General features: G+C 47.3%; 17 protein-coding genes. 12 read left to right on the top strand and 5 right to left on the bottom strand.

The window, feature by feature from the left end:
• Nucleotides 1–53: 53 nt before the first annotated feature.
• From rpsJ to rpsL, 4 genes are all read right to left on the bottom strand, one after another.
• Nucleotides 54–359, bottom strand: a complete 306-nt coding sequence (gene rpsJ / locus E5331_RS06790; protein ID WP_123483564.1) for a 30S ribosomal protein S10 — start codon at nt 357–359, stop codon at nt 54–56.
• 18 nt (nt 360–377) lie between these two features.
• On the bottom strand, nt 378–2,501 hold the full coding sequence (gene fusA / locus E5331_RS06785; RefSeq protein ID WP_123483565.1) for an elongation factor G: 2,124 nt from the start codon (nt 2,499–2,501) through the stop codon (nt 378–380).
• Between the two features lie 18 nt (nt 2,502–2,519).
• Nucleotides 2,520–2,996, bottom strand: a complete 477-nt coding sequence (gene rpsG, locus E5331_RS06780) for a 30S ribosomal protein S7 (protein ID WP_123483566.1) — start codon at nt 2,994–2,996, stop codon at nt 2,520–2,522.
• A gap of 147 nt (nt 2,997–3,143) precedes the next feature.
• On the bottom strand, nt 3,144–3,527 hold the full coding sequence (rpsL, locus tag E5331_RS06775; protein ID WP_123483567.1) for a 30S ribosomal protein S12: 384 nt from the start codon (nt 3,525–3,527) through the stop codon (nt 3,144–3,146).
• Between the two features lie 542 nt (nt 3,528–4,069).
• Here rpsL and E5331_RS06770 point away from each other — a divergent pair.
• The 11 genes from E5331_RS06770 to E5331_RS06725 all read left to right on the top strand — a co-directional run bounded on the left by E5331_RS06770 (nt 4,070) and on the right by E5331_RS06725 (nt 23,401).
• On the top strand, nt 4,070–5,275 hold the full coding sequence (locus tag E5331_RS06770; RefSeq protein ID WP_123483569.1) for a putative sugar nucleotidyl transferase: 1,206 nt from the start codon (nt 4,070–4,072) through the stop codon (nt 5,273–5,275).
• A 724-nt stretch (nt 5,276–5,999) separates the two neighbouring features.
• Nucleotides 6,000–7,799 (top strand): aminopeptidase P family protein, encoded by a 1,800-nt coding sequence (locus tag E5331_RS06765; protein ID WP_168355169.1) that lies wholly within the window; start codon nt 6,000–6,002, stop codon nt 7,797–7,799.
• Nucleotides 7,800–7,855: 56 nt separating this feature from the next.
• Nucleotides 7,856–8,371, top strand: coding sequence for a gamma carbonic anhydrase family protein (locus tag E5331_RS06760; protein WP_123483571.1), 516 nt, complete (start codon nt 7,856–7,858; stop codon nt 8,369–8,371).
• Nucleotides 8,368–8,775: a sugar 3,4-ketoisomerase gene (locus tag E5331_RS20325; RefSeq protein WP_168355168.1), complete on the top strand. Its 408-nt coding sequence runs from the start codon at nt 8,368–8,370 to the stop codon at nt 8,773–8,775. Before E5331_RS06760 ends, E5331_RS20325 begins: the two co-directional genes overlap by 4 nt.
• Nucleotides 8,772–9,215, top strand: coding sequence for a sugar 3,4-ketoisomerase (locus E5331_RS20320; RefSeq protein WP_168355167.1), 444 nt, complete (start codon nt 8,772–8,774; stop codon nt 9,213–9,215). The genes E5331_RS20325 and E5331_RS20320 overlap by 4 nt, the downstream gene beginning before the upstream one ends.
• Complete coding sequence (locus E5331_RS06750) at nt 9,208–10,158, top strand: GNAT family N-acetyltransferase (RefSeq protein WP_123483572.1); 951 nt, start codon at nt 9,208–9,210, stop codon at nt 10,156–10,158. The genes E5331_RS20320 and E5331_RS06750 overlap by 8 nt, the downstream gene beginning before the upstream one ends.
• 72 nt (nt 10,159–10,230) lie before the next feature.
• Complete coding sequence (locus tag E5331_RS06745; RefSeq protein ID WP_123483573.1) at nt 10,231–11,397, top strand: DegT/DnrJ/EryC1/StrS family aminotransferase; 1,167 nt, start codon at nt 10,231–10,233, stop codon at nt 11,395–11,397.
• A gap of 144 nt (nt 11,398–11,541) precedes the next feature.
• Entirely contained in the window at nt 11,542–11,733 is a 192-nt protein-coding gene (gene rpsU / locus E5331_RS06740; RefSeq protein WP_123483574.1) for a 30S ribosomal protein S21, read from the top strand.
• 128 nt (nt 11,734–11,861) lie between these two features.
• Nucleotides 11,862–12,839: a tyrosine-type recombinase/integrase gene (locus E5331_RS06735; RefSeq protein WP_168355166.1), complete on the top strand. Its 978-nt coding sequence runs from the start codon at nt 11,862–11,864 to the stop codon at nt 12,837–12,839.
• A gap of 228 nt (nt 12,840–13,067) precedes the next feature.
• A complete protein-coding gene (locus tag E5331_RS06730; RefSeq protein WP_123483576.1) occupies nt 13,068–16,007 on the top strand; it encodes a leucine-rich repeat domain-containing protein in 2,940 nt (979 codons plus the stop codon).
• A gap of 11 nt (nt 16,008–16,018) precedes the next feature.
• Nucleotides 16,019–23,401 carry an InlB B-repeat-containing protein gene (locus tag E5331_RS06725; RefSeq protein ID WP_135984152.1) on the top strand — a complete coding sequence of 2,461 codons (7,383 nt, stop codon included), beginning with the start codon at nt 16,019–16,021 and terminating at the stop codon, nt 23,399–23,401.
• A 341-nt stretch (nt 23,402–23,742) separates the two neighbouring features.
• On the opposite strand, the gene E5331_RS20315 is transcribed toward E5331_RS06725, so the two are convergent.
• Nucleotides 23,743–23,913: a hypothetical protein gene (locus E5331_RS20315; RefSeq protein WP_168355165.1), complete on the bottom strand. Its 171-nt coding sequence runs from the start codon at nt 23,911–23,913 to the stop codon at nt 23,743–23,745.
• Between the two features lie 154 nt (nt 23,914–24,067).
• Between E5331_RS20315 and E5331_RS06720 the strand changes: the two genes are divergently transcribed.
• The gene (locus E5331_RS06720; RefSeq protein ID WP_123483578.1) at nt 24,068–25,660 is read left to right on the top strand and encodes an AAA family ATPase; all 1,593 of its coding nucleotides are present in this window, start codon (nt 24,068–24,070) and stop codon (nt 25,658–25,660) included.
• Nucleotides 25,661–25,728 lie beyond the last annotated feature (68 nt).

The following is a 25,728-nucleotide window of genomic DNA, read 5'->3' as shown; positions in this document are numbered from 1 at the left end:
TTTCTGTTCCATGGTCTGTCTCCGACAGTTGCGGAGACAGACCCGGATATATCTCAGACTTTGATGCTTACGTCAACACCGCTGGGAAGTTCAAGCTTCATGAGCGCGTCTACAGTCTTTGTTGTTGAGCTGTAGATGTCGATCAGACGCTGGAATGAAGAAAGCTGGAACTGCTCACGGCTCTTCTTGTTGACGAAGGTGGAGCGGTTGACGGTGAAGATGCGTTTGTGGGTGGGCAAGGGTATCGGACCGCTTACCACTGCACCTGTCGATTTTACCGTCTTCACGATCTTCTCGGCTGACTTGTCAACCAAATTGTGATCGTAAGATTTGAGTTTGATTCTGATTTTTTGATTCATATTAGAATGGTGGCTTTATTATTTCAATAGATCAACTCTGCCCTGCACCTCTGTAAGCACATTCTTGGCGATTGAGCTGCTTACTTCAGAATAGTGGCTGAAAGACATTGTGCTTGTCGCACGTCCCGATGTGATGGTACGAAGAGCTGTCACGTAGCCGAACATCTCTGCGAGAGGAGCCTTTGCCTTGACGATGCGCGCACCGCTGCGGCTTGTCTCCATACCCTCTACCTGACCGCGACGCTTGTTAAGGTCGCCGATCACGTCACCCATCGACTCTTCGGGGGTAACAACCTCGATCTTCATGATAGGCTCCATGAGGACCGGACCTGCCTTCTCACTACCCTTCTTGAATGCCTGGATAGCGCAAAGCTCGAATGAGAGCTGGTCAGAGTCAACCGGGTGGAAGCTACCGTCAAGAAGCGTGACTTTAAGACGCTCCACAGGATAGCCGGCGAGCACACCATTCTTCATAGCTGTCTGGAAACCCTTCTGCACTGAGGGGATATACTCCTTAGGCACGTTACCGCCCTTAACCTCGTCGATAAACTGGAGGCTGCCCTCGAAATCATCATCAGCAGGTTCTATGCGCACGATGATGTCGGCAAACTTACCACGACCACCGGTCTGCTTCTTGAATACCTCGCGGAGCTCAACAGGCTTGGTGATTGCTTCCTTGTAAGTAACCTGGGGACGACCCTGATTACATTCCACCTTGAACTCACGACGCAGACGGTCGATGATGATGTCGAGGTGAAGCTCACCCATACCGCTGATGACAGTCTGACCTGTCTCCTCGTTGGTCTCGACACGGAATGTCGGGTCCTCCTCAGCGAGTTTCTGAAGACCCACGCCAAGTTTGTCGAGGTCTTTCTGAGTCTTAGGCTCTACAGCGATACCGATAACGGGATCGGGGAACTCCATTGACTCAAGCACGATCGGAGCATTCTCGTCGCAGAGAGTGTCGCCGGTGCGGATATCCTTGAAGCCAACGCCTGCGCCGATATCACCACAACCAATAACCTCTTTCGGGTTCTGCTTGTTGGAGTGCATCTGGAACAGACGGGAGATCCTCTCCTTCTTGCCGCTGCGGCTGTTGAGCACGTAGCTGCCTGCCTGGATTTCGCCTGAGTAAACGCGGAAGAAGCAAAGACGACCTACATACGGGTCGGTTGCAATCTTGAACGCGAGGGCACACATGGGAGCCTCGGGGCTCGGTTCGCGGGTAAGCACCTCATCGGGATCACCCACTGCATGACCCTCAACCACGCCTGAATCCTCAGGAGAGGGAAGATATGCGCAGACTGCATCAAGGAGAGTCTGCACGCCCTTATTCTTGAAAGATGAGCCGCAGATCATCGGGTTAACCTCCATTGCGAGGGTTGCCTTGCGAATAGCAGCCTTGATCTCCTCCACAGTGATTGTGGAAGGATCATCGAAATACTTCTCCATGAGGGCCTCGTCAAACTCAGCAAGAGTCTCAAGCATCTTGTCGCGCCATTCCTCAGCCTCGCCAAGGAGATTAGCGGGAATCTCGTCTACCTCATACTCAGCACCCATAGTCTCATCATGCCAGAAGATAGCCTTCATCTGCACGAGATCCACGACGCCCTTGAATGTCTCCTCTGCGCCGATAGGGATCTGGATGGGGAGCGGAGTTGCACCGAGCACCTCACGCACCTGACGGACAACCTCGAAGAAGTTTGCGCCTGAACGGTCCATCTTGTTGACGTAACCGATACGCGGCACATTATATTTGTCAGCCTGACGCCATACGGTCTCACTCTGAGGCTCCACGCCGCCTACTGCACAGAAGGCAGCCACTGCGCCGTCGAGCACACGGAGAGAACGCTCCACCTCTACGGTGAAGTCAACGTGCCCCGGAGTGTCGATCAGGTTGATTTTATATTTGTTACCTTGATAGTTCCAGAAAGTGGTAGTAGCAGCGGAAGTGATGGTGATGCCTCGCTCCTGCTCCTGCTCCATCCAGTCCATGGTTGCAGCGCCGTCATGCACCTCACCGATTTTATGGGTCAAACCGGTATAGAACAGAATACGCTCGGACGTGGTGGTCTTTCCGGCATCGATGTGAGCCATGATGCCGATATTTCTGGTCAGTTTAAGATCGTCTTGTTTAGCCATTGTTATATAATATCAATATTAAAATCTGAAGTGTGCGAAAGCGCGGTTAGCCTCAGCCATGCGGTGCATATCCTCTTTTCTCTTGAATGCGCCACCCTGGTCATTGAAAGCGTCGACGATCTCAGCTGCAAGTTTGTCAGCCATAGTCTTTCCGCCACGCTTACGGGCGAAGATGATAAGATTTTTCATTGATATTGATTCCTTACGATCGGCTCTGATCTCTGTAGGAACCTGGAAAGTGGCGCCACCTACGCGGCGTGATTTCACTTCCACCTGAGGAGTAACATTCTCAAGCGCCTTCTTCCAAATCTCAAGCGCGCTCTTCTCCTCGTTCGGCAATTTGGCCTTCACGGTCTCCAATGCCGTATAGAAAATTGTATATGCCGTGTTCTTCTTTCCGTCATACATCAGGTGGTTGACAAACTTGGTCACTCTGACGTCATGAAACACGGGATCGGGCAGAATCACCCGTTTCTTTGGTTTTGCTTTTCTCATTTCTGTTTGTTTAGTGTTTTTGTTGCGGTTGCTTTTGTAAATCTTCAACGTCGGCTCTCTTGCCGCCGTTTACTCAACCATGAAGCCACCCAGGCAATCAAAAACATGGTTAATGTTTGCTGGTGCCTACGCAATAGCCTATGCTAATTACTTCTTGGCGGCTTTAGGACGCTTAGCTCCATATTTGGAACGGCGCTGTGTGCGACCCTGTACACCTGCTGTATCGAGCGTACCGCGCACGATGTGATAACGCACACCCGGAAGGTCCTTGACACGACCGCCGCGCACCATCACGATGGAGTGCTCCTGAAGGTTATGACCCTCGCCCGGAATGTAGGAGTTCACCTCCTTGCCGTTGGTCAGACGCACACGCGCCACTTTACGCATTGCCGAGTTAGGCTTTTTCGGGGTGGTCGTGTAGACACGCACACACACGCCACGGCGCTGCGGACACGAATCCAAGGCGGGCGACTTGCTCTTTTCCTTCAGAGCCACGCGTCCTTTTCTTACTAATTGCTGAATCGTTGGCATTCTTAGTCTCTAAAATTGATATTGTTTATTGTTAACTCGTTTCTATACGAATTGACGGCTTATCCAAAAGCACCATGTACACAATCAGAATTATCTAATTTTCAGACATTTATATACACAAGCACTGAGGAAAGCCTCAAAAACTTTGCAAAGATAATGAAAATTAGCCTATTACACAAGACATCCTCCAATTTTTATTCAAAAAATTTTAATAATTTATATTTTATTCCGATTTATGCCCGCCCCTCTGCCCCATCCTGCATATCCATGATGCCGATTTACTGACAGTGATTTCCGGCAGCAGACCCTGACTTACCGACACTGCATCCCAACTGAAAAAAACATGCAGAGATCCAGCCTGCATCCAACTCCTCGCGGATTCATGACCCCCGTTTATAGTTTTTAACAATTTATCGTTTGACAGATTCTTAAAAAATGTTACTTTTGCACAATTTTTAATCTTTTGCGCAAACGGGCTGTGGACAGTCTCTCTCGCCCATGCAGCGGGTACGCAATAACTAACCATCATCACAATAATCATCATGCAAACCTCCATATATCTCTTCTGCTCACAGGAAACGCACGAGAATCTTCTGCCGCTGAGCTTCACGCGTCCGATCGCCGACTTCAGAATCGGCATATCAACAATAAAGGAGAAATGGGAAAGGATAATGCCGGCAGATTACAGATATCTGCCCGTGGAATTTCTAAGGGAAAAATTCGGATCCGCCCCGCAGCCCGACCAAGAGGTGATGCTAATCGCCGACTCCATTCTCCCCGATGAGACCTCTGCCGCCGTCATTGCCGGCATCGCCCGCGGGGAGGCGATATGCGACGGCGACATGGTGCTCGCCTTCAAAGGCAGATACGCAGATTTCACCGATGGTAATTACGTGCGCAAGGAATCGACGGAAAAAATCAGACGGATTGAATATGCCTTCGACATATTCCGCAACAATGCAGAAGAGATAAAACGAGATTTCCTCCGCATCACCGCCGGACGCGAATCCGCAGAACCGGACAAAACAAACACCATAATCGGCGATCTCTATGACGAGGAGGGATACCGCATGCTTTTTATCGAAGAGGGAGCCACAATCCAGGGCGCGACGCTCAACGTCAAGAACGGTCCTATATATATAGGTAAGGATGCAGAAATAATGGAGGGATCCTGCGTGAGAGGACCGATTGCCCTATGCGAGAATGCAAAGATACGCATGGGGTCAAAGATATACGGCGGCTCTACATTCGGACCCTACTGCAAGGTTGGCGGAGAAATCGACAATTCCGTATTCTTCGGATTCAGCAACAAGGCACATGACGGCTATCTGGGAAACGCCGTGATAGGCGAATGGTGCAATATCGGAGCCGGAGTAAACGCATCCAATCTGAAGAATGACTATTCTAAAATAAGAATCTGGAATTACCATTCGCACACCTTCATGCGCACAGACCTTCAATTCTGCGGACCCATCATCGGCGACCACACAAAATTGGGAATCAACTGCATGCTCAACACAGCCACAGTGCTCGGTGTGGGTGTCAATCTCCACGGGGCAGGTTTTCCGAGAGTATTCGTGCCAAGTTTCAGCGAAGGCAGTCCCACAGGTGGATTCTCCGACGTGCCTATGAAGAAATTCATGCAGATAGCAGAACGGGTATTGAGCCGCCGCGGCATCACTCTCACCGAGTCTGATCATCGCATCTATGAGAAAGTATACGAAGTGGCATCAAAGTTCAAGAAATAACGGCAAATTCCATTCATACAACAATAATATATTCCACACCCCGTAAATACTTCGGTGTTTACGGGGTCTTCATTTCTGAAAAATCCCTACCCGCAATCGTGCGACCATCTCCTGACCCACAATCGCGAGGATAGAGAGAAAAAAATACAAAAACGGCAGACTGTTTCACAACATTCTGCCGCTCTGTGATTTTGTAGACTGTCATACCTTCACAAGCCTGATTTGCCTAACTCAACCACTAACTTACAATTTATATCACTATTACTTAAAAGCTTTTTGACTTGCCATTTTCCGTTAGCCGCTATTGAACGATTCCGGAATTTCGCATCAGAATCAATCGTCGCGGACAAATTCACTGCAAAATTACTACAACTTTTTTAAATTGCAAAAAATATCTTAAAAAAAATTCATCTATTTTTGATTTTCATATAAGGCATCACGTCGAAATGTTCCTTTTTGACCAATTTAAGTCCCTTATTAGCATTATTTTTAATTACGATGTCCCATGATACAAAAATTTTAAAATAATTTGTATAGATTTTTCATTATTCCTGTACAATGAAGCGATCTTTACAATCGTAAAAAATCACAAAAAACATCCATTACTTGCAACCATTGAGATATTTCATTAATTTTACGTCTTGAAGTTGAAATGTTCTTTCAAACTTCACTTAATCTAAGATCACGTCTTAGACCACATAACATAAAAGCGAAAACATTCTCTATGGAAAAGAAAAACCTTGAATATCTCAGGCTTCTTCGCGAAACCATGAAAAGCCATGGCATTGATGCCGTGGTAGTGTCAGGCACAGATCCCCACCAGTCGGAATTACCACCAGCCCACTGGAGAGGTCGGGAATGGCTCACCGGATTCTGGAGCGAGAACGGCACAAACGGCACTGCCGTGGTCACTGCCGACAAAGCTCTCTGCTGGACCGACTCCCGTTATTTCATACAGGCTACCGACCAACTCAAAGGCACCGGATTCTCCATGATGAAAGAGAACGGACCTGACGCCGTGGATCTCATCGACTGGCTCGTGGAGAATCTTAATTCCGGGCAGACCGTCGGAATCGACGGGATGACATTCTCCATCGCATACGCACAAAGACTTGAGCAGGAGCTTACCGACAACGATATCAAGCTTAACGATAAGTTTCCTATCTTCGACTACATATATCCCTACCGTCCGCAACGTCCTAAAAACAAGCTTTTCGTCCACGATGAGAAGATTGTCGGGGAGTCTGCCGATTCCAAGATTCGCAGAATCATGACCGAAGTGAAAGCCGAGCTTGCAAACGCCGTACTCCTCTCCGCACTCGACGACATTGCTTGGGCAACCAATATCCGCACCGCCGGTGACATCAACTTCTCCCCCATCTTCGTGGCATACCTCTACCTTGACGATTCTCGCCGTGTGCTTTTCGTAGATGAAGAGAAACTCACCGGGGAAGTGACAGATTTCCTCGCAAAATACAATGTGGAGATAATGCCCTACGACAGTGTGGCAGACTTCGTGAAGACACTCCCGAAAGAGACGCGCCTTCTCATTGATCCGGAGACCACCTCACGCGGGCTATATGATGCCATCGGATGCACGCCGGTATTCGGTGGTGCGGGAATCGCACGCCTGAAGAGCGTGAAAAGCGATTCCATGATTGCCAATTTCGAGACTGCGCTCGAAAAGGATGGTGTGGCTCTCACAAAATTCTTCATGATGGTGGAGAAAGAACATACTTCCGGCAAACTCACCGAAGTGGAACTCGGCAAACGACTCCGCGCATTGCGTCTTGCCGACCCCACCTGCGTAGACGAAAGTTTCGCCCCCATCATAGGCTGGAACGAACATGGTGCGATCATACATTATGAGGCCACCGAAGAGACCGACGTGGCAATCGAAGGCGACGGCCTGCTTCTCGTCGATTCCGGCGGACAATACGTATTCGGCACCACCGACATAACACGCACCGTGGCACTCGGCACACCCACCGATGAACAACGCCACGACTTCACCCTCGTGCTGAAAGGCAACATCGCTCTCTCTATGGCAAAATTCCCCGAAGGCACACGCGGCGGGCAGCTCGACGTGCTCGCACGCCAGTTCCTATGGAATGAAGGGAAGGCTTATTTCCATGGCACCGGACATGGCGTCGGTTTCTTCATCAACTGCCATGAGGGTCCGCAGAGCATCTGCACACGCCGACGCCCCGCCCCATTGGAAGTAGGCATGATCAACAGCAACGAACCGGGATTCTATCTTGAAGGGAAATACGGCATACGCACGGAGAACCTCCTCGTGGTGGAGCCTTGGAAGACCACCGAGTTCGGTCCGTTCCTGCAATTCCGCACTGTGACGCTGTTCCCTATCGACCTGTCGCTGATCGACACTTCGATAATGACAGATGACGAAATCAAATGGGTCAACGACTATCATAACATGGTGCGCGATCGTCTCACTCCGCTTCTCTCGCCCGAAGAGGCTGAATGGATGAAAGATAAGACCCGCACCCTCTCCCGCAGTTGATTGACAATCCTCACAAAAAAACTCAAATAAAATAATAGACATATTCAAAATAAGAAATGGCAATCATAAAATCAGTAAGGGGATTCACCCCTGTGATAGGCAAAGACTGCTTTCTTGCTGAAAACGCAGTGATAATAGGCGATGTCACCATGGGGGACGAATGTAGCGTATGGTTCTCCACAGTGCTTCGCGGCGATGTCAACACCATCACCATCGGCAACCGCGTCAATATCCAGGACGGTAGCGTCCTCCACACCCTCTATCAGAAATCTACCATCGAGATCGGCAATGACGTATCCATCGGACATAACGTGGTGATACACGGTGCGAAGATTCGCGACTATGCCCTTATCGGCATGGGTGCCGTAGTGATGGATGATGCCGAAGTTGGCGAAGGCGCGATCGTTGCAGCAGGGGCTGTGGTGCTCAGCCGCACAAAAATCGGACCTCATGAGCTATGGGGTGGTGCACCCGCAAAGTTCATAAAGATGGTTGAGCCGGAGAAAGCGAAGGAGATGAATGAGAAAATCGCACGCAACTACCTGATGTATTCCAAATGGTATGAGGAATGAATGACCTCAAGCCCTACATAATCGACCTCCCCCGATTCCTCGACCACCGTGGCAACCTCTCGGTGATCGAGGAATCGAAGGAGATCCCTTTCCCGATATGCCGCGCATATTGGGTGTATGACGTTCCTGGCGGCGAGGCGCGCCAAGGTCATGCCTACCACGTGAATGAGGAATTTATCGTGGCATTGTCAGGCAGCTTCGATGTGGTCACAGACGACGGCACCGACCATACACGCTACTCCCTCAATCGCTCATACTACGGACTGTACGTGCCTGCCGGCACGTGGCGCACCCTCACCAATTTCTCAACAAATTCCCTCGCCCTCATCCTTGCATCCACGCCATACGATGAGGAAGACTATATCCTTAACCACCAACAATTCCTCTCGCTCAAAAGGAAATGAACAACAAGACCGTCTATGACTGCTGTATGTTGCAGCTTAACCGTCATCATACTGACCGACAGGGCAATCTCACCGTAGTGGAGAATAATACCACCATACCCTTCCCGATACGACGCGTGTACTATCTATACGACGTGCCGGGAGGATTAGGTCGCGGCGGACATGCCCACCGCGTGCAGCAGCAACTGATTGTGGCGGTGAGCGGCAGCTTCTCGGTCACTCTCGACGACGGCAACGTGAAACGCACCTTCTTCCTCAATCATCCATACCAGGGGCTTCTCGTCACGGATGGCATCTGGAACACACTTGAAGACTTCTCATCGGGAGCCGTATGCATGGTGCTCGCCTCTGACCGTTATGACGAATCGGAGTATGTACGGGAATATGATGAGTTTATCAAAATAAAGAACGAAGCCGAACAAAACTCCAATCATGTCTGATTTCTGCATAACCCCCTACTCCAATCAATTCAAGAAAGAATGGGACCGCTTTGTAGATGATTCAAAAAATGGCACATTCCTTCTCAAAAGGGACTATCTGGAATATCATTCCTCCCGATTTACTGACAATTCCCTAATCATCACCCACAACGGCTCAATCTACGCTATCCTACCCGCATCCCGACGGGAAAACATCGTATCATCCCATGCCGGACTGACATACGGCGGACTCATATTGGGGAAAAAGGCAACAACCTCCGACGTGCAGCATCTGTTGCAATCAATCACCGGTTTTCTTGCCGGGCAGGGTGCGGAATCGCTTGTCTACAAACCAGTGCCGCATATCTACCACCGTCTACCCTCGGAAGAGGACCTCTACGCCCTCTTCAGACTCAATGCCACGCTGTCGGTGAGAAACGTATCATCTGTCATCTTCTCAGAGGATAGGTTAAAATTCCGCGACATACGGAAATCAGGCATACGTAAGGCCATCCGACAAAACATAACCATATCTGAATCGACCGATTTCAAAACATTCTGGCAGATATTGACGTCAAACCTTCATGACAGATATAACGCAGCCCCCGTACATTCTGTGGAGGAGATAGAGCATCTGGCAACCCTTTTCCCCGACAACATACGTCTCTTCGGAGCATTTGACGGAGAGAGAATGATTGCCGGCGCAGTGATATACGTCACCACGCATGTGGCGCACTGTCAATATATCTCGGCATCACCCGATGGCAAGGGATACGGCGCACTTGACCTGCTGTTTGACCGACTAATCAACTCGGAATTCCTAGCCAAGAGATATTTCGACTTCGGCACATCCAACGAGGAGAAGGGACGGGTGCTCAACGAATCCCTGATATATCAGAAAGAGGGCTTCGGAGCGCGCGCCATCTGCTACGACACCTACACCGTGCCGTGCAAAATATCATGACCATTCAAATCACCGTATCCTGCGACACAACACATTTTTCATCCCGCAACATATCATATAACACATCATATAATGATCCCCTTCCTTGACCTCAAAAAGATAAACGACAGATACACCGACGAGATTAGCGCCGCCATACGCCGCGTGATGGATTCCGGATGGTACATTCTCGGCAACGAGGCGAAATCTTTTGAGAAAGAGTATGCCGTATACATCGGCACGAGTCATGCCGTAGGCTGCGGCAACGGTCTTGATGCGCTGACACTCATTCTGAAAGCCTACATGCAACTCGGCGTAATGAATATCGGCGACGAGATAATCGTGCCTGCCAACACCTACATCGCATCCATACTCTCCGTATCAGCCAACGGATTAGTGCCGGTGCCGGTAGAACCATGCGCCGACACCCTACAGATTGATGCTGAAAAGATAGAGGCAGCAATCACCCCACGCACGAAAGGGGTCATGATAGTACATCTATACGGACAATGTGCCTATTCCGACCGTATAGCCGATATATGCAGAAGATATAATCTCAAGCTGATAGAGGATAACGCACAGGCTCACGGATGCCTCTACGGCGGACGACGCACAGGCTCCCTCGGAGATGCCGCCGCCCACAGTTTCTATCCAGGCAAAAATCTTGGTGCTCTCGGCGATGGAGGAGCCGTCACTACCGACGATTCCCGACTTGCCGACATGGTAAGGTGTCTCGCAAACTACGGCTCATCCGAGAAATATATCTTCAGATATAAAGGTATGAACTCACGTCTCGACGAGATGCAGGCGGCTGTGCTTCGGGCAAAGCTACCCGGACTTGACCGCGACAACAACATCCGCCGCCACATAGCCAGCCTGTACTTACAAGGAATCGACCATCCCTCCATCACTCTGCCTACCGTAAGGGATTTCGACAGCCATGTATTCCACATATTCCCCATACTGTGTGAAGATCGCGACTCCCTGATGCGGCATCTCCGCGACAACGGAGTGGCGACGCTCATTCATTACCCCATCGCGCCACACAGGCAGGCAGCCTACCGGGAGTGGGACAGACTGAGCCTCCCCGTCACAGAACACATACATTCATGCGAACTCTCACTCCCAATATCACCGGTGTTGACCGATGAGGAAACCGAAAAAATAATCGGGATAATCAACAATTGGGTGACTTCTACCCCCAAAAAACCCCCAAAAAACCCCCGAAAAAGCCCGAAAACAACCTGTAAAAAGGATTAATACATAAAAAAAAGTCGTAAAATTTTGTCAAACAAATAACTTTGACTAATTTTGCAACCGCAAATATCCCATCGGCTCTCCCTTGGGACATTGCATAATAATAATTTCTGAAATAAATTAATAAAACAAAGAAACTCATAACAAATGATTATCGTACAAGTTAAAGAGGGCGAGAACATTGAGAAAGCACTCAAGAAGTTCAAACGTAAATTTGAAAGAACCGGCATCGTAAAAGAACTGCGTAGACGTCAGGCATTTGAAAAGCCTTCTGTCACCAACCGCAAGAAGATGATCAAGGCTGCTTACGTTCAGCAGCTCCGTCAGGCGGAGCAGTAATCGCGCCTCCCCGACATTTTCGTGGCGATCCGATAATCAGCCGGAATCACTCCGACGATTCAACTCATCTCCGGTGTCGGTCAACAATGACCGGCACCATTTTTATATCCACATATCCACCTCAACCCATGCCAATCGACAGATTCATATCCTACCTCCGTTACGAACTCAACAGAGCGCAGCTCACTGTTGAGGCCTACGAACGCGATCTTAGGCAATTCTCCGATTGGATCACTGCAAACAACAAGACGCAATTCCGACCAAAGGATATAACCACTTCAGATGTCCGCGCATGGCTTGCATCCCTCGCACGCGATGGCGTGTCGCCAAGATCCATCCGACGGAAAGTGCAGAGTCTGAGAGCCTTTTTCAAATACCTGTTGAGAAAGCAAGTCATTTCCTCTGACCCCACTTCCGAAATCACTCTCCCCAAGATACCCAAGCAGCTCCCCGACTTTGTGCGACACGAAGAGGTGGAAGGGGTGTTGCGACTTGAAGAGAGAGCCATAGAGCGCAACGATAATGACGCCGACCTTGAAGATGAGCTCCGCAATCATCTGATAATAGAGCTCCTATATTCCCTCGGAATCAGGCGTGCCGAACTAATAGCCATTTCCGACAACGATATAAGCTTCTCATCCGGCGAGATAAAAATCACCGGAAAGCGGTCGAAGCAACGTATCGTGCCCGTGCCTGAACTACTCCTTCAGCACATACGCCGCTGGCAACAGATGCGCGACCGACTCTGGCCCGACACAGAGATACCCAAGCCATTGATAATGATCAATGGAGAACGCATAACACCCATACAGGTTTACCAGATAGTAAACAAAGAACTCGCCTCCACATCAGCACGCAAGAAAAGTCCACACGCACTGCGCCACACCTTCGCCACAACAATGCTCAACGAAGGAGCCGACATCAACACTGTAAAAGAATTTCTCGGACACGCCTCACTCGCCACCACCCAGATCTACACCCACATCTCATTCGCCGAGATGCGCAAAGCCTACCAGAACGCCCACCCCCGTCTCCGCAACACACCCAACCCGACCAATCCCGACAATAAAGACAATAAAGACAATACCAACGATACTGCAATCTGACTTCCACGCATTTATGTTGTAAAACATATTTTTTATTTAATTTTTATTCTTTTTGTTCAAAAATTTTTACATATCTTTGCCAAATACATTTATTATCGTCAGTAAGGCAAAGACTTAGATATTTTATTCCGAAGAATTGCCATCTGTAGACTTACACAATACGTATTCTGATACTGATAATATTTTTCAACAGTTAACAATCATAACTAACTTATAATCATTCAGCTTATGAAAAAATTTACATTTTCACTGCTTATCCTGATTATTGGATTCATCACGAATCTCAATGCTCAGACCCCACTCCTGCCTTACGGGCAAGACACTTCAGAACCTTGGTCCGCCAAGTATTTCTACGCCAAGAATAACGGCGAAACTCCCCCCGCCGATTGGTTTGCCGCTGATTTCGACGACTCCGCATGGGGAACAATCGAAGGTCCAATCGCCACTACAGGAACCCTTTCCTACTCCGCTACTGAATGGAAAGATTTGTATTCTTCATATTGGCTTCGCAGACAGTTTGAATTAGATGAAACTACATTTTCAAAAAAAGTCAAACTTATACTCAAAATAACACATGATGACGGATATGAAGTATATCTAAATGGTATACTTATTCACTCAAATACCGACTACATGTTTCCTTCAGATTCTAAAAACATATATATCACACATCGTCTTTCAAAATATCTTAAGAAAGGGAAAAATGTTATTGCCGTCAAAATCTCAGATACTCGAGGAGGTGTAGCCTTTATTGATTTTGGATTATCTTGTTCTCCGTTCCGAGAACTCAATATTTCCGTTACAACTCCCGGAGCAATGGGTGATTCGATTTTAGCTAAAGTAGAAAACTTCACTGATGTTGACGGTCTTATCCTTTCAGGATCACTAAATGGTTCTGATTTTGAAAATATCCAAACAAGGCTTACAAACCTCCGTGAAATAGACATGACAAATGTCAACATGCTTTCAATTCCTAACCGATTTTTCTATAAACGGCATTTACTTGATAAGATTGAGCTGCCATCCCAACTTTCGTCTATAGGTAATGAGGCTTTTTATGAATGTAACTCACTAACAAATATTACATTTCCTAAGAATTTGAAAACTATTGGAGACAATGCATTTTATGATTGCAACAGTTTAGAGGAAATCATCTTACCTGAAGGACTGATATCAATTGGAAAATACTGTTTCTACTCTTGTGACAACAATAAGTATCTGAAACTCCCATCTACACTGAATAATATCACTGATTTTTCTTTTTATTACAATAAAAGTCTCCAAAAGATAGATTTTTCCGAAGGTCTTATAAATATTTATAATCATGCTTTCTGTAAGTGTGAATCTCTTTCTTCTTTGAAATTCCCATCATCTCTTTATTATTTAGGAGATAATGTATTTTCTTATAATAAGTCATTAACAGAAATATCTTTCAATGAAGGACTATATAAAATGCATGACAATGCATTCACTAACTGTACGTCTCTGTTAGAGGTTACATTACCTAGTACACTCGCTATTATAAACGCATCTCCTTTTGATTACTGTGACAATCTGACAAAAGTCACATGTCTCTCAATCGAGCCTCCCTACATGACTGACCAGATTCCTTACGGCTGCAGCATGGAGGGTCGTGAGCTATACGTGCCGGCTATCTCCATAAACACATACAAGCAATCTGTGGGATGGGACAAATTCCAGACCATCAAACCGATCGACCATCTTCCGCAGAACATCACTGTTCTCACAGACCTCCATCTCACACTCCCAGAGAATATCCCGGATGACTATAAACCATACGTAAGACTGATATCCGACAAAAAAAGCACTTCCTACGAACAATATGGTCGTCTCACCGTGAACGGAGAGGGAACTCTTTCCATGTCACACTTTCGGATGAAATGGGATCCCAATTATCTTTATGATTACAGTAGAAATTCGATATGCTACACGTCTCTTATCAACAATTCGCATCTGCGTGCCGATAGCGTGACTACAGATCTATTTACTCGTAATGACAGATGGACATTCATATCCTTCCCATTTGATGTGAAGATATCAGATATCAAGACTACGTCAGAGGGGGCTACAAACTGGATTATCCGCAAATATGACGGAAAGGCGCGTGCCAACGGCAGCGCACACGACACTTGGGTGAAGATGACCAACGACAGTATCCTGAAAGCCGGTGTGGGATACATACTACAAAGCAGCCGATACACCAACAATAATAACCGGCAAGCCTTCAGCGGCTTCCTTATGAAAGCTATCAACAACTCCAACAAGAATAACCTATTCCGCACGGAAGACATAACGGTTCCGCTCAACGAATATCTGAGCGAGTTCTCCCACAACCGCAGCTGGAACCTAATAGGTAACCCCTACCCCTCCTTCTTTGACACCCGTTTCATGGAATATGAAGCACCCATCACAGTTTGGAATCAGAGGAACAATACGTATGAGGCTTACAGCCCCATCGATGATGCCTACATACTTTGCCCCGGTGAGGCTTTCTTCGTGCAGCGTCCCGTGAATCAGGAAAGCATCACCTTCAATCTTGACGGTCGACAGACCACTCGCGATGCCCGCACTATTGAAGAGCAGTTGGGTACACGTGCTGCCTTCGCATCTCGCTCTGTAGTGAACTTGTCAATCTCCGACGGAAACGTATCAGACAGAACCCGCATCGTAATCAACGACGAAGCCAATATGGATTACGAATCCGATAAGGATGCCTCAAAATTCATGAGTCTTGAAAACAGTATTCCGCAGATATATTCATCAGCCAACGGCGTGGACTTCGCCATCAACGAGCGTCCAATGAATGACGGTGACGTGCAGCTATCAATCCGTATCGGAGCGGAAGGCATACACACCATCACTCTGAATGAAAGCGCGATAAACATTGTATATCTTGAAGACAACTATCAGAACAAGATAACCGCGATGATGCCGGGAGATGAATATGCATTCACCTCAGAGGAGGGCATATTCTCCGACCGTTTCATCCTGCATCTCAATCCCAACTTCTCCGGAATCGGTTCTATCCTTGACTCCGACGCTCCGGCTGACGACTCCTACTATACCATCGACGGCATTAAGGTAGCAAATCCCACTGCCCCCGGTATATATATCCGCAATAATAAGAAGATCATCATCAAGAAATAAGCGATAATTCTATGAACAGGTTACTATGCTTATTGCTCGTAGCCATCTTCAGTCTCTCGCAACAGAGTGTCGCCGCCACATTCCATCTGAATGTGGTAGTGACACCGGAGGGTGGAGGATCGCTGAACACGAGCAGCGGAGACTTCGAAGAGGGAAGCTCCGTATATCTCCGCACGTATGCCAACACCGGGTTCCGATTTCTCGGTTGGTATGAGAACGAGGAGAGAATTTCCGAGAAATCCAACTTCAACTACACCATGCCCGCACACGATGCAAACGTGGTGGCTAAATATGAATATGACCCCGACGTGCCCGCCGACCCGGCAATGCCCGACACCACCACCTATTATCTGCTTCAGACAGTGATAAATCCGGAGGGTGCCGGATCGCTCAACCTCTACGACGGGAGATATGCAGCTGGCGCATCGGTCAATCTTAGAGCCTATAACAACACAGGATTCCGTTTCATCAACTGGCAGGATCAGAATGGCAATATCGTTTCAGAGTCATCATCTTTCCGCTACACGATGCCGGCCAACGATGTCACGCTGACCGCCAACTATGACTACAATCCAGACCTCCCTGCTGATCCGGATTCAATAGCCACGAAATACAACGTCTCCCTTGAATGCCGTCCGGAAGGTGCAGGTTATTTCAGCAACAATGTCAACACCGCCACGGCAGGAAGCGAGATATGGATAAACGCATACCCCAATTCCGGCTATCGCTTCATCCGCTGGGAAGATGCAGACGGCAATCCCGTTGCTACGGAACCAAACATATATTATACCGTGCCGAATGAGAACGTCACACTATACGGCATTTTCGAATTTGACCCGGCACCACCATCCAACCCCAATGCCAATTATTGGGATGAGACTTCAGGCGAGGCTATTCTGGATGATTTCTATCCCGGCTATCTCTATGATGTCATAAGCAATCTTACAGGATATGGCAATCTGTCAAAGGTGGCAAATTTGATTGTAAAGGGTGAAATCAACTCTTACGATATCAACAGTATAAATTATTTCTCAAATGCCGCCACAATCGACCTGGCACGTACAGGTGGTACCGATGAGATTCCAAATTATGCTTTCTCTAATCTGTCGGTCTCTAACATAATTCTCCCCTCCACTATCTCCAAATTAGGTTACTATCTTTTCAGAGAATGTCCAAATCTGACTGCACTGACAATCTACGCACAGGAACCGCCAAAATGCGATCCTAACACATTCTCCGAATTTAGTAACAAGGATAACTGCACTATATACGTGCCCGCTTCCGCTATAGAATTATACTCTAACGCAGATTATTGGAAAGATTTCACGATTCTTCCAATCACATCAGATGCCCATGTGCTTCAGGTCAATCTCCCGGAAGTGGCAGCCGATGGTAGATATAAGAACTATACTCTTGAGATAGTCAATCTCAAATCGGGAGTGCGTCAGAGATACATTGTGTCTGACCGTATGCTCTACACGTTCAACGGTCTTCTGAAAGATGAGGAATACAACGTCTATCTCATCTCGCAGACAGGATTCGAGATCGGAAGTATCGAAGGGATTGTTATCCCCGAAGATGACGTGGAGGTGACATTCGACACGCTAAAAACACTCCATACCGTCACAGCAAAGGTGACAGCTCCCGATGGAAGCGACGTGACCGACAGTGTGACCGTGGAATGGTTGCGCCCACAGTCGGAAGGCTTGACCTATCTCCGCAAGGGAGTATCCGTCAGCGATATTCCGGAAGACCTTACGCTGATCTGCCGAGTGACGCTCGACAACAAACTCGGCGTCGTCTATACCGCACCGAAAGATACGGAATTTTCCGTAAACGGAAGTAATGCCACCTGTGAGATACCTCTGCAAGCGATACGCGACATAGCTTTATCCGGCTTGATTCTCGACGGCGATGAGGCACCTCTGAAGGATGCTTCCGTATCGGTCAGCCAGATGATAAATGGCAGATTCTCCAAATCCTACACTACCAAGACCGGACGTGACGGTAAATGGGAACTGACGGTGCTTGACGTGCCGGAGACTCGCATAACCTACTCTGCATCGGAATGTGTCAACCTCAACGACACGATCGCATCATTCGCTCCGGATGCCACCTCACTCGACATGGGCAGCGTGACGTTGCGATCCATCGTGGGCGCACGCATCACCTACGGATTCACGTATCATGCCGCCGGTGAAGAGGAGATTGAGAATTATTATCCGGATTATCAGAACGTGATTGTCAGCGTATTCAATACCACACAGAACCGTCAGCATAACGACGTGTCGCTCCAGTATCCGATGCTCGCCGTGCTCGATGAGAATATCAACAGTGGAGATGAACTTCAGTTGACAGCCACGTCAAAGACGGGTGCGTTCAAGCCGATTACAGAAACTGTCACCGTCAACGACAAGCAACGTGCAGAAGTCACTTTCGACATCGTGGGTAAAGGTGGGATAAAAGCATCCTTTGAGATGACCGAAAATCCTGCCGTCATCGCCATGCTCTATAATTCGAAAGGTGAGCTGCAGAAGAAGGGGAACTACTCCGAGGCGAATGCCATCTTCACAGGACTTGACGACGGTGACTATGCGCTCATCACCATGGGTCAGTCCGACCTGATGAGCTCTATCCTCCGTCTTGCGAATCTTGCAGAGGTTGGACTGACGGAAGGGAAGGATTTCGTGAAGAATGAGGTAACGGTTGAAAGCGGCAAACTGACGGAAGTTAACAACCGTGAGATACCGGCATTTGACGAAAGCCTCTTCTACTACACCGGCTCCGCCACCAACTTCTCATCCAACAAGAGCAGCATCACTACAGGCAATTACCTTACCCTCCGTTCGGCAATCGACTTCAAGAATGCCTATAAGGATGCGGTCAAGAACGTCGCGCTCATCGTGGATCTCCCCGATGCCTGCGACTTCGTAGAGCAGTCAGTGATACAGGGACCGAACCTACTCCCCTACACTCTCGACGGCAAACGACTGACCATCCAGTTGGGCGACAAATACGAGAGTCAGGTACGCTTCTGCGTCATCCCGACGGCAGGCGGCACATTCAATGCCTCCGCCTCCATCGCCTTCGACTGCAACGGCAAGACCGTGACGCAGCCAATCGGCTCCGCCATCTCCGAAATCAAGGATCTTGAGATTTCTATTCCTGAAATAATCCAATCTTCTGATTTTAATGTTTGCGGGATAGCTCCAATAAATTCTATCGTTACCATTTATTCTGGACTTGACATTATTGGTAATACAAAAACCAAATCTAATGGCAGATGGGAAGCATCTTGTAATATAAACCGGCCATTTAATATGACCGATTATAATATATTTGCAAAAATAACAACTGAAAAAAACGTATTACTTACCAAAACAAGGACAGTTAAATATATCAAAAACTATCCAACTATTAAAACGATACGAATGAATACATCTCCTGAGGTTGTTTTTGATTTTGAAAATAGATCTACTTCTCATTCTTGGTACTATACGCCGTCTAACGTTCTGTTTATACTTAATTTTTCCAATAATAATCCAGATATTATTCAAGAAGTATATCTCAATATCTATGGAGAAGATGGATCCATCAAAGTCATCGATTGCTCGTATGATAATGATAAATCAATCTGGTTTACCAACGTAAACTTTACTCCATTCAACGGAATTATAAATTTAAGTGTGAACTATACCGCAGTAGGAGATTATTCGTATGAATCATCTGAAGCTCAATTAATCGCATCAACACAAGAAGATAATATCACTAAAGAAAATGAAAAATTTAAAGAGTTTAAAGAAGCCATTACACAGACTCTAAATGACATAAAATCTGACTCTATACCAAAAGATGATATAATAAATATTATCTCTGTAATAAGAAAAAAAGTTACCAATTACTATTGTCCGATTCCAACATCTGACGATGGAAATATAATTGGAGAGAAAGATTTAGATAATTTGAAAGATCCAAATTATAGTGGAGGCAAGGTTATTTTATTTGGAGACAGACCAGAGGATAAAGATCCAAAATTAGATCCTTATTATGAAAATTTAGGTTCTCCTTATAATTCACCACTCTCATTGCCTGAAGGTAAGTATACCAACACCATCTGTTCTCACAAGGATACTACAACAGATATTCAAATTATTCCAGGAGATTTTGACTTTGAATCTTTAATAAATAATAACGAATCTGGATCCTTCTCAGTCACAAATTCTATAGGTGATTCTTGGAGTTGTGATACTAATTTTTCACAGCCTCTTAATCCCGAATCTCCAGAATCAGTTAAAGATTTCTTTGAAGCCGCCTCGGAAGAAAGACAAAATGCCTATATCCAATGGGCACAAAGTGCTGATGGAGCTTTAACAGCAGCTGATTTAACTGCGACATTAGCAATTTCCGTTCAGACTAGATATTTTAACGCAAATTTCGATCAGCTCGCAGCAATAGCTGGCTCTAAAAATCCAGTAGTTCAAAAAGAAGCTGAAGCTTTAGGTAAAACAGTTGAAAAAAATTTGACTAACTTAAAGAACGCCAAGATTGCAAGTAATGTAATCAGTGGAGCAAGTGCTTTCGTTGGAGGTTATGGTATAGGAAAAGACATAACAACTGGTTATGGGAGATACGACGAATGGACCTACATAATTAATTCCATCCAATCTTTATGCAATGGTAGTGATATTGAATCACTAATCAACAAAGCTAAAGAATACAGATTGTGGGTTCTTTTAAGAGATAGTGGAAAAGCAATTGGGGATATCGGCACAACAGGGTTGGGCATTACCGGTGCAGTTTTAGCTCCAGAAACTGCAGGGATGTCATTGCTTTTAAATTTGGCTTCAGCAGGCATTTCTATTGGTCTCACACATTGGGAAAACAATTATGTCAGGACGAATACCCAACATATAGCTGAGATAACAAGAAAGGCAAGAATTTCAAAAAGTTGTCCCAATGATCCTTTCCCCTATGGGTATCCAGGGAATCCCTACTATGACGGATCCTTTCCCAATAGTCCATACTATGGAGGCTATACTCCAACCACTCCGCCTTTCGATCCTTTGACAATAAACCATGACCCGTCGGGATTCGTTTATGAAGCGGTGCCGGCAAACCGAGTTGAGGGCGTGCAGGCCACTATCTACTATAAGGAAACGAAAGAAGATATGTATGGAGACCCGTATGACGAGGTAATCCTTTGGGATGCCGAGGAATATGCGCAGAAGAACCCGTTATTCACTGACGAGAACGGTATGTACCAGTGGGACGTGCCGCAGGGTCTGTGGCAAGTCAAGTTCGAGAAAGAGGGTTACGCCACTGCCTACAGCGAATGGCTCCCCGTACCTCCTCCACAGCTTGAAGTCAACATCGGAATCATTCAAAGCACTCAGCCCGAAGTGACTGAGGCACGTGCATACGAGGATGGTGTGGAAGTGCAGTTCAGCAAATACATGGATATGACCACACTCCATTCCGGCAACATCTACGTCACCGCCAACGGTGAGAAACTTAACGGCGAAATCAGCTTCATCAACGCAACACTTGCTGATGAATACGCCTCCGAGGAGGATGCCAATGCCCTGCGTTATGCCTCTCGCATACGCTTCGTGCCCGAACAGCCATTGAGCGTCACTACCGGAGAGATACGTCTGACTGTAAGCCGCAACGTACTCTCTTACGCAGGAGCACCTATGACCGAGACCTATTCACAGACTCTCGACGTGGAGAAAGAGGTGCAGGAGATTGTTGCCGACAATGTGAAGGTGCTTTATGGCGGAGAGAAGGAAGTGACAATATACGCCCTTCCGTATGACGCAGCCGTAGGCAGAACCCTGCATATCGCCAATTCTTCCGACCTCATCGCATCTGTCGACAAGACTGAGGCGACAATCGACGAAGAGGGTAAGGCTACCATAATCGTGAAGGGCGAACTTCCAGGTCGTGCACAATTGACATTCACTATCGATGATGTAACCGCCACCGGTGAATGCACACTCGACGTTGTGACCGAGATTATCACAGCCGAGGCTCCGAAAGCCTCCCGCGCAAGCGGCACTGCCGTATATCGTGGCTCAAAGATAGAACTCACCACCGATTCCAAGAACGGCGTGATCTACTTTACCACCGACGGCTCTTGCCCGTGTGATGAGAACGGCACACGACGCAAGTACACCGTGCCTATCGTAATCGATGCAGATACCAAGATACTCGCCATGACAATGATAGGCTCAAACGGCAACGACGTTTCCGAGACCGTGGAATTCAATTATACCCTCAAGAAAACAGACATGGAACTGGCTCTTGAAGAGGGATGGAACTGGATTTCCCATACTCTCGAGACTCCTGTAGAGTCAACCACTGTCGCGGCAGAAGAGAACGTGATCCGTATCAAAGGCAAGGATAAGGAGATTGTACGCGATGCCGACAAAGAATTGACCGGAAATCTCTCTTCCCTCTCCGCTGCCGAGAGCTATAAGGTGGAGACCACCGGAGCGACATCCCGCATACGACTCAACGATGTGGCATGGAACCCGGCTACGCCTATTGCCGTAAGCAACGGATGGAACTGGCTCGGATTCCCTGTTGAGCAGACAATGACTCCCGACGAGGCATTTGCTCCCACGGATGTGGAAACACTCGACATCGTGGTCGGACAGAATGGGTTCGCACAATTTGACGGAGAGAAATGGGTCGGCACCCTCACCACCATGTCGCCGGGACTCGGCTACATGTATCATTCCGTATCCGCAAAGAACGTGATCTACAATTCATCCATCATATCCGATGCCTCTGCCAAGAGTGCGGCTGGAATATCCACAAGAGGCACCGTGGCAGTCGACATCCGCAAATATCCCGACATAATGCCGCTTGTTGCAAAAGTCACGAATCTCGAAGGTGCAGATCTTGACAACGAGAACTATATCGTGAACGCATTCTGCGGAACCGAATGCAGAGGCACAGGACGCGTGGTCAACGGTCTTATCATGATGAACGTCTACGGGAACGCCGGTGACGAAATCACATTCCGCATCACCGATAGCAATGAGACGACAAGCTACTCCAACTCAGCCGTCATCTCTCTTGACGGAAACGTACCGGGCAGTATCCACCGACCATACGCCATAGCGATAAATCCGGAGAGTGGTGTCGGGGAAGTTTCCTACGAAGGGAAGATCCGGATAAAAGTTGAGGGAGACCGCCTCTTCATCACCGGTATTTCTCCGGAGGATATCGAGCTTGTGGAAATCTACGACCTCGATGGGCATAAGCTTCTTCATGCCGCCAACGTCACGGAAGCCGGCATAAAGATCTCTCCGCTTGGCAACGGTGTATTTATCGTGACAGTAAAAGGGATCGGTGAACACACCTATCATAAGATAGCGATCCGATAACCAACCGGCAGGCGGCAGTCCAACCGCACAACGCCTATAAGACAGCGGCACGGCAATCTCAACATTGAGACTACCGTGCCGCTACTTTATTTTGAAATAATTTTCATTTTTTTGCGAAAAAATTTGCATTTCGGGAATTGACGTATTAACTTTGCGGACGTATTCGTTGCGAAAGTCGGTTGACGGGTGACGAATCATACATTTTTACTGTTTTATAGGATGTCCTTGTACATCCTAAACTTTGTAGCATTATTTGATATGACTACATCACCACATTTAGCACAAATACATTATTTACCGGTCACGCTTTTGGAGTGACGTGGTAATGGTGTCTCCTTACCTTAAGGAGAAGTGCGATGTGGATTCTTTTTTTCACACCACTTTTTATTGTTTTTAAATTCTGTCACGACAGTCATGGGATTGCTGTGCTTTGTGCGCACCCTTATCCTGTCATGACGGACTGCACCTTGACGTATTGCGACAAGGTGGCTTGGGGTATCGGTCAGTGCCATATCCTGCCACCCGCCTTATGCCCAGCTGAGGGGTTTCGCCTGGCATGAGGTAAGTTGGAAACCCGCCAATCATTCATCCTTTTATCTCTTCTCAAAACGCCTACCGGCAATCGGTGCAAATCAAAAAACATAAAAATCTAAAAACAGTAAAAATATGAAAACAAACAATATCAGCATCAAAAACATCCTCGTAAAAACAGTAGAAAACGGAACTAACGCCGATGACAATCGGCTCTACAACAACTCTCACTATTTCTGCTTCTCACGCAACATACGGCAGATTGCAGCCATCTTCACCGCAATCAACAATAAGCACATTGAAAAAGGTACACGCAAAAGTATTACGATTTCCCTTGAAGATAAACTACATCGACAGATACTCGGCACAAAGGACATCAACGTCTACATACCTAAAGGAGAAATATCTAAATCATATACCGTGGCATTCCCGATTGATTACCTCGATCTTGAAGACCAACAGGTGCTTCGGCTCACCATACGCAACACAAAGACCAACCGTCTTATAGGCGCATTCACCATGCGCATGTATGAGGATCTTGAAATAGATGCAACTGAATCTGAGGAGATCGACGAATTCGAACGCCTTCTTCAGGAATTCATATCATCACAGCTCTCCGAATCCGACAATTCCGACGATTCTGACGATTCTGACGATAATGTCAATTCTGACGATATTGACATTACTGACAATATTGACATTACCGATAATACTGACAATACTGACAATATTGACGAGAGCGACGATAACGAGGCTATAGATTACAATCCTGCCGAGCCTGAGCCTGAATCAGAGCCGGAGTCGGAAGCGGATTCAAAGTCAGAAGCGGAGACCGAAGCGGAATCAGAGTTGGAGCAGGAGCCTGCTCCAATCGATGAAGACCAGCAGATCATCGATGATATGGTCGGCATAACGGAAGTGAAAGAGAAGCTGAAGTCATATTCCCGTCTGATGCAGTTCAACCAACGTCGTCTTGAACTCGGACTCCCCGTCCTTCCAATCTCCCTCCACTCATTATTCATAGGATCACCCGGCACCGGCAAGACCACCATCGTGAAGCATCTCGGTAAATTGCTTCAAAAGGCAGGCGTACTCTCGAAAGGGCACGTCGTATTCCGCGAACGCGCCAACCTAATCGGGCAATTCTACTCCTCCGAGGGTGAGAATATCATCAAGGCTATCGACGAGGCACAGGGTGGAATCCTTTTCATCGATGAGGCATACCAGCTTCACCAGCCTTCCGATCCTAAGGATCCCGGCAAATTCGTGTTGGAATCGCTCATGACCGCCCTCGCCGACGAAAGCAGACGCGACTGGATGCTCGTATTGGCAGGATATACCGAGCCAATGCTGAAAATGCTGGAACTGAATCCCGGTCTGAAATCAAGGATACCGGAGACAAACCATTTCCATTTCCATGATTTCTCTGCCGATGAACTGATGGAGATTGCAAAAAGATATTTCAATAAGATGAAATTCTCCATTGAAGAGGAAGCCGAGAAGCAGCTTCAGCTAAGGATTAACCGTGATTTCGCCAGGCGCGACAAGAATTTCGGGAATGCAAGATATGTCATGAATATCGTACAACTTGAGATACTTCCTGCCATGGCGGAACGACTCGCCGCAATCAATTCCCCCTCGCCCGAAGATCTGTCAACCATACGCTATGCCGACATCCAAATGCCGCAAACCACTTTCAACGGAAGCCCAAGGATAGGCTTCCGTTGAAATATACCATTATAATCGAATAATTATACACAAAATCAACGGTCGGAAAAATTTTTCAAAATTTTTAT

Origin of the sequence: Lepagella muris (assembly GCF_004793975.1) — a bacterium.
Lineage (GTDB): Bacteria > Bacteroidota > Bacteroidia > Bacteroidales > Muribaculaceae > Lepagella > Lepagella muris.
The sequence above is the reverse complement of the archived record's forward strand: the minus strand, read 5'-3'. Positions and strand labels throughout refer to the sequence as shown.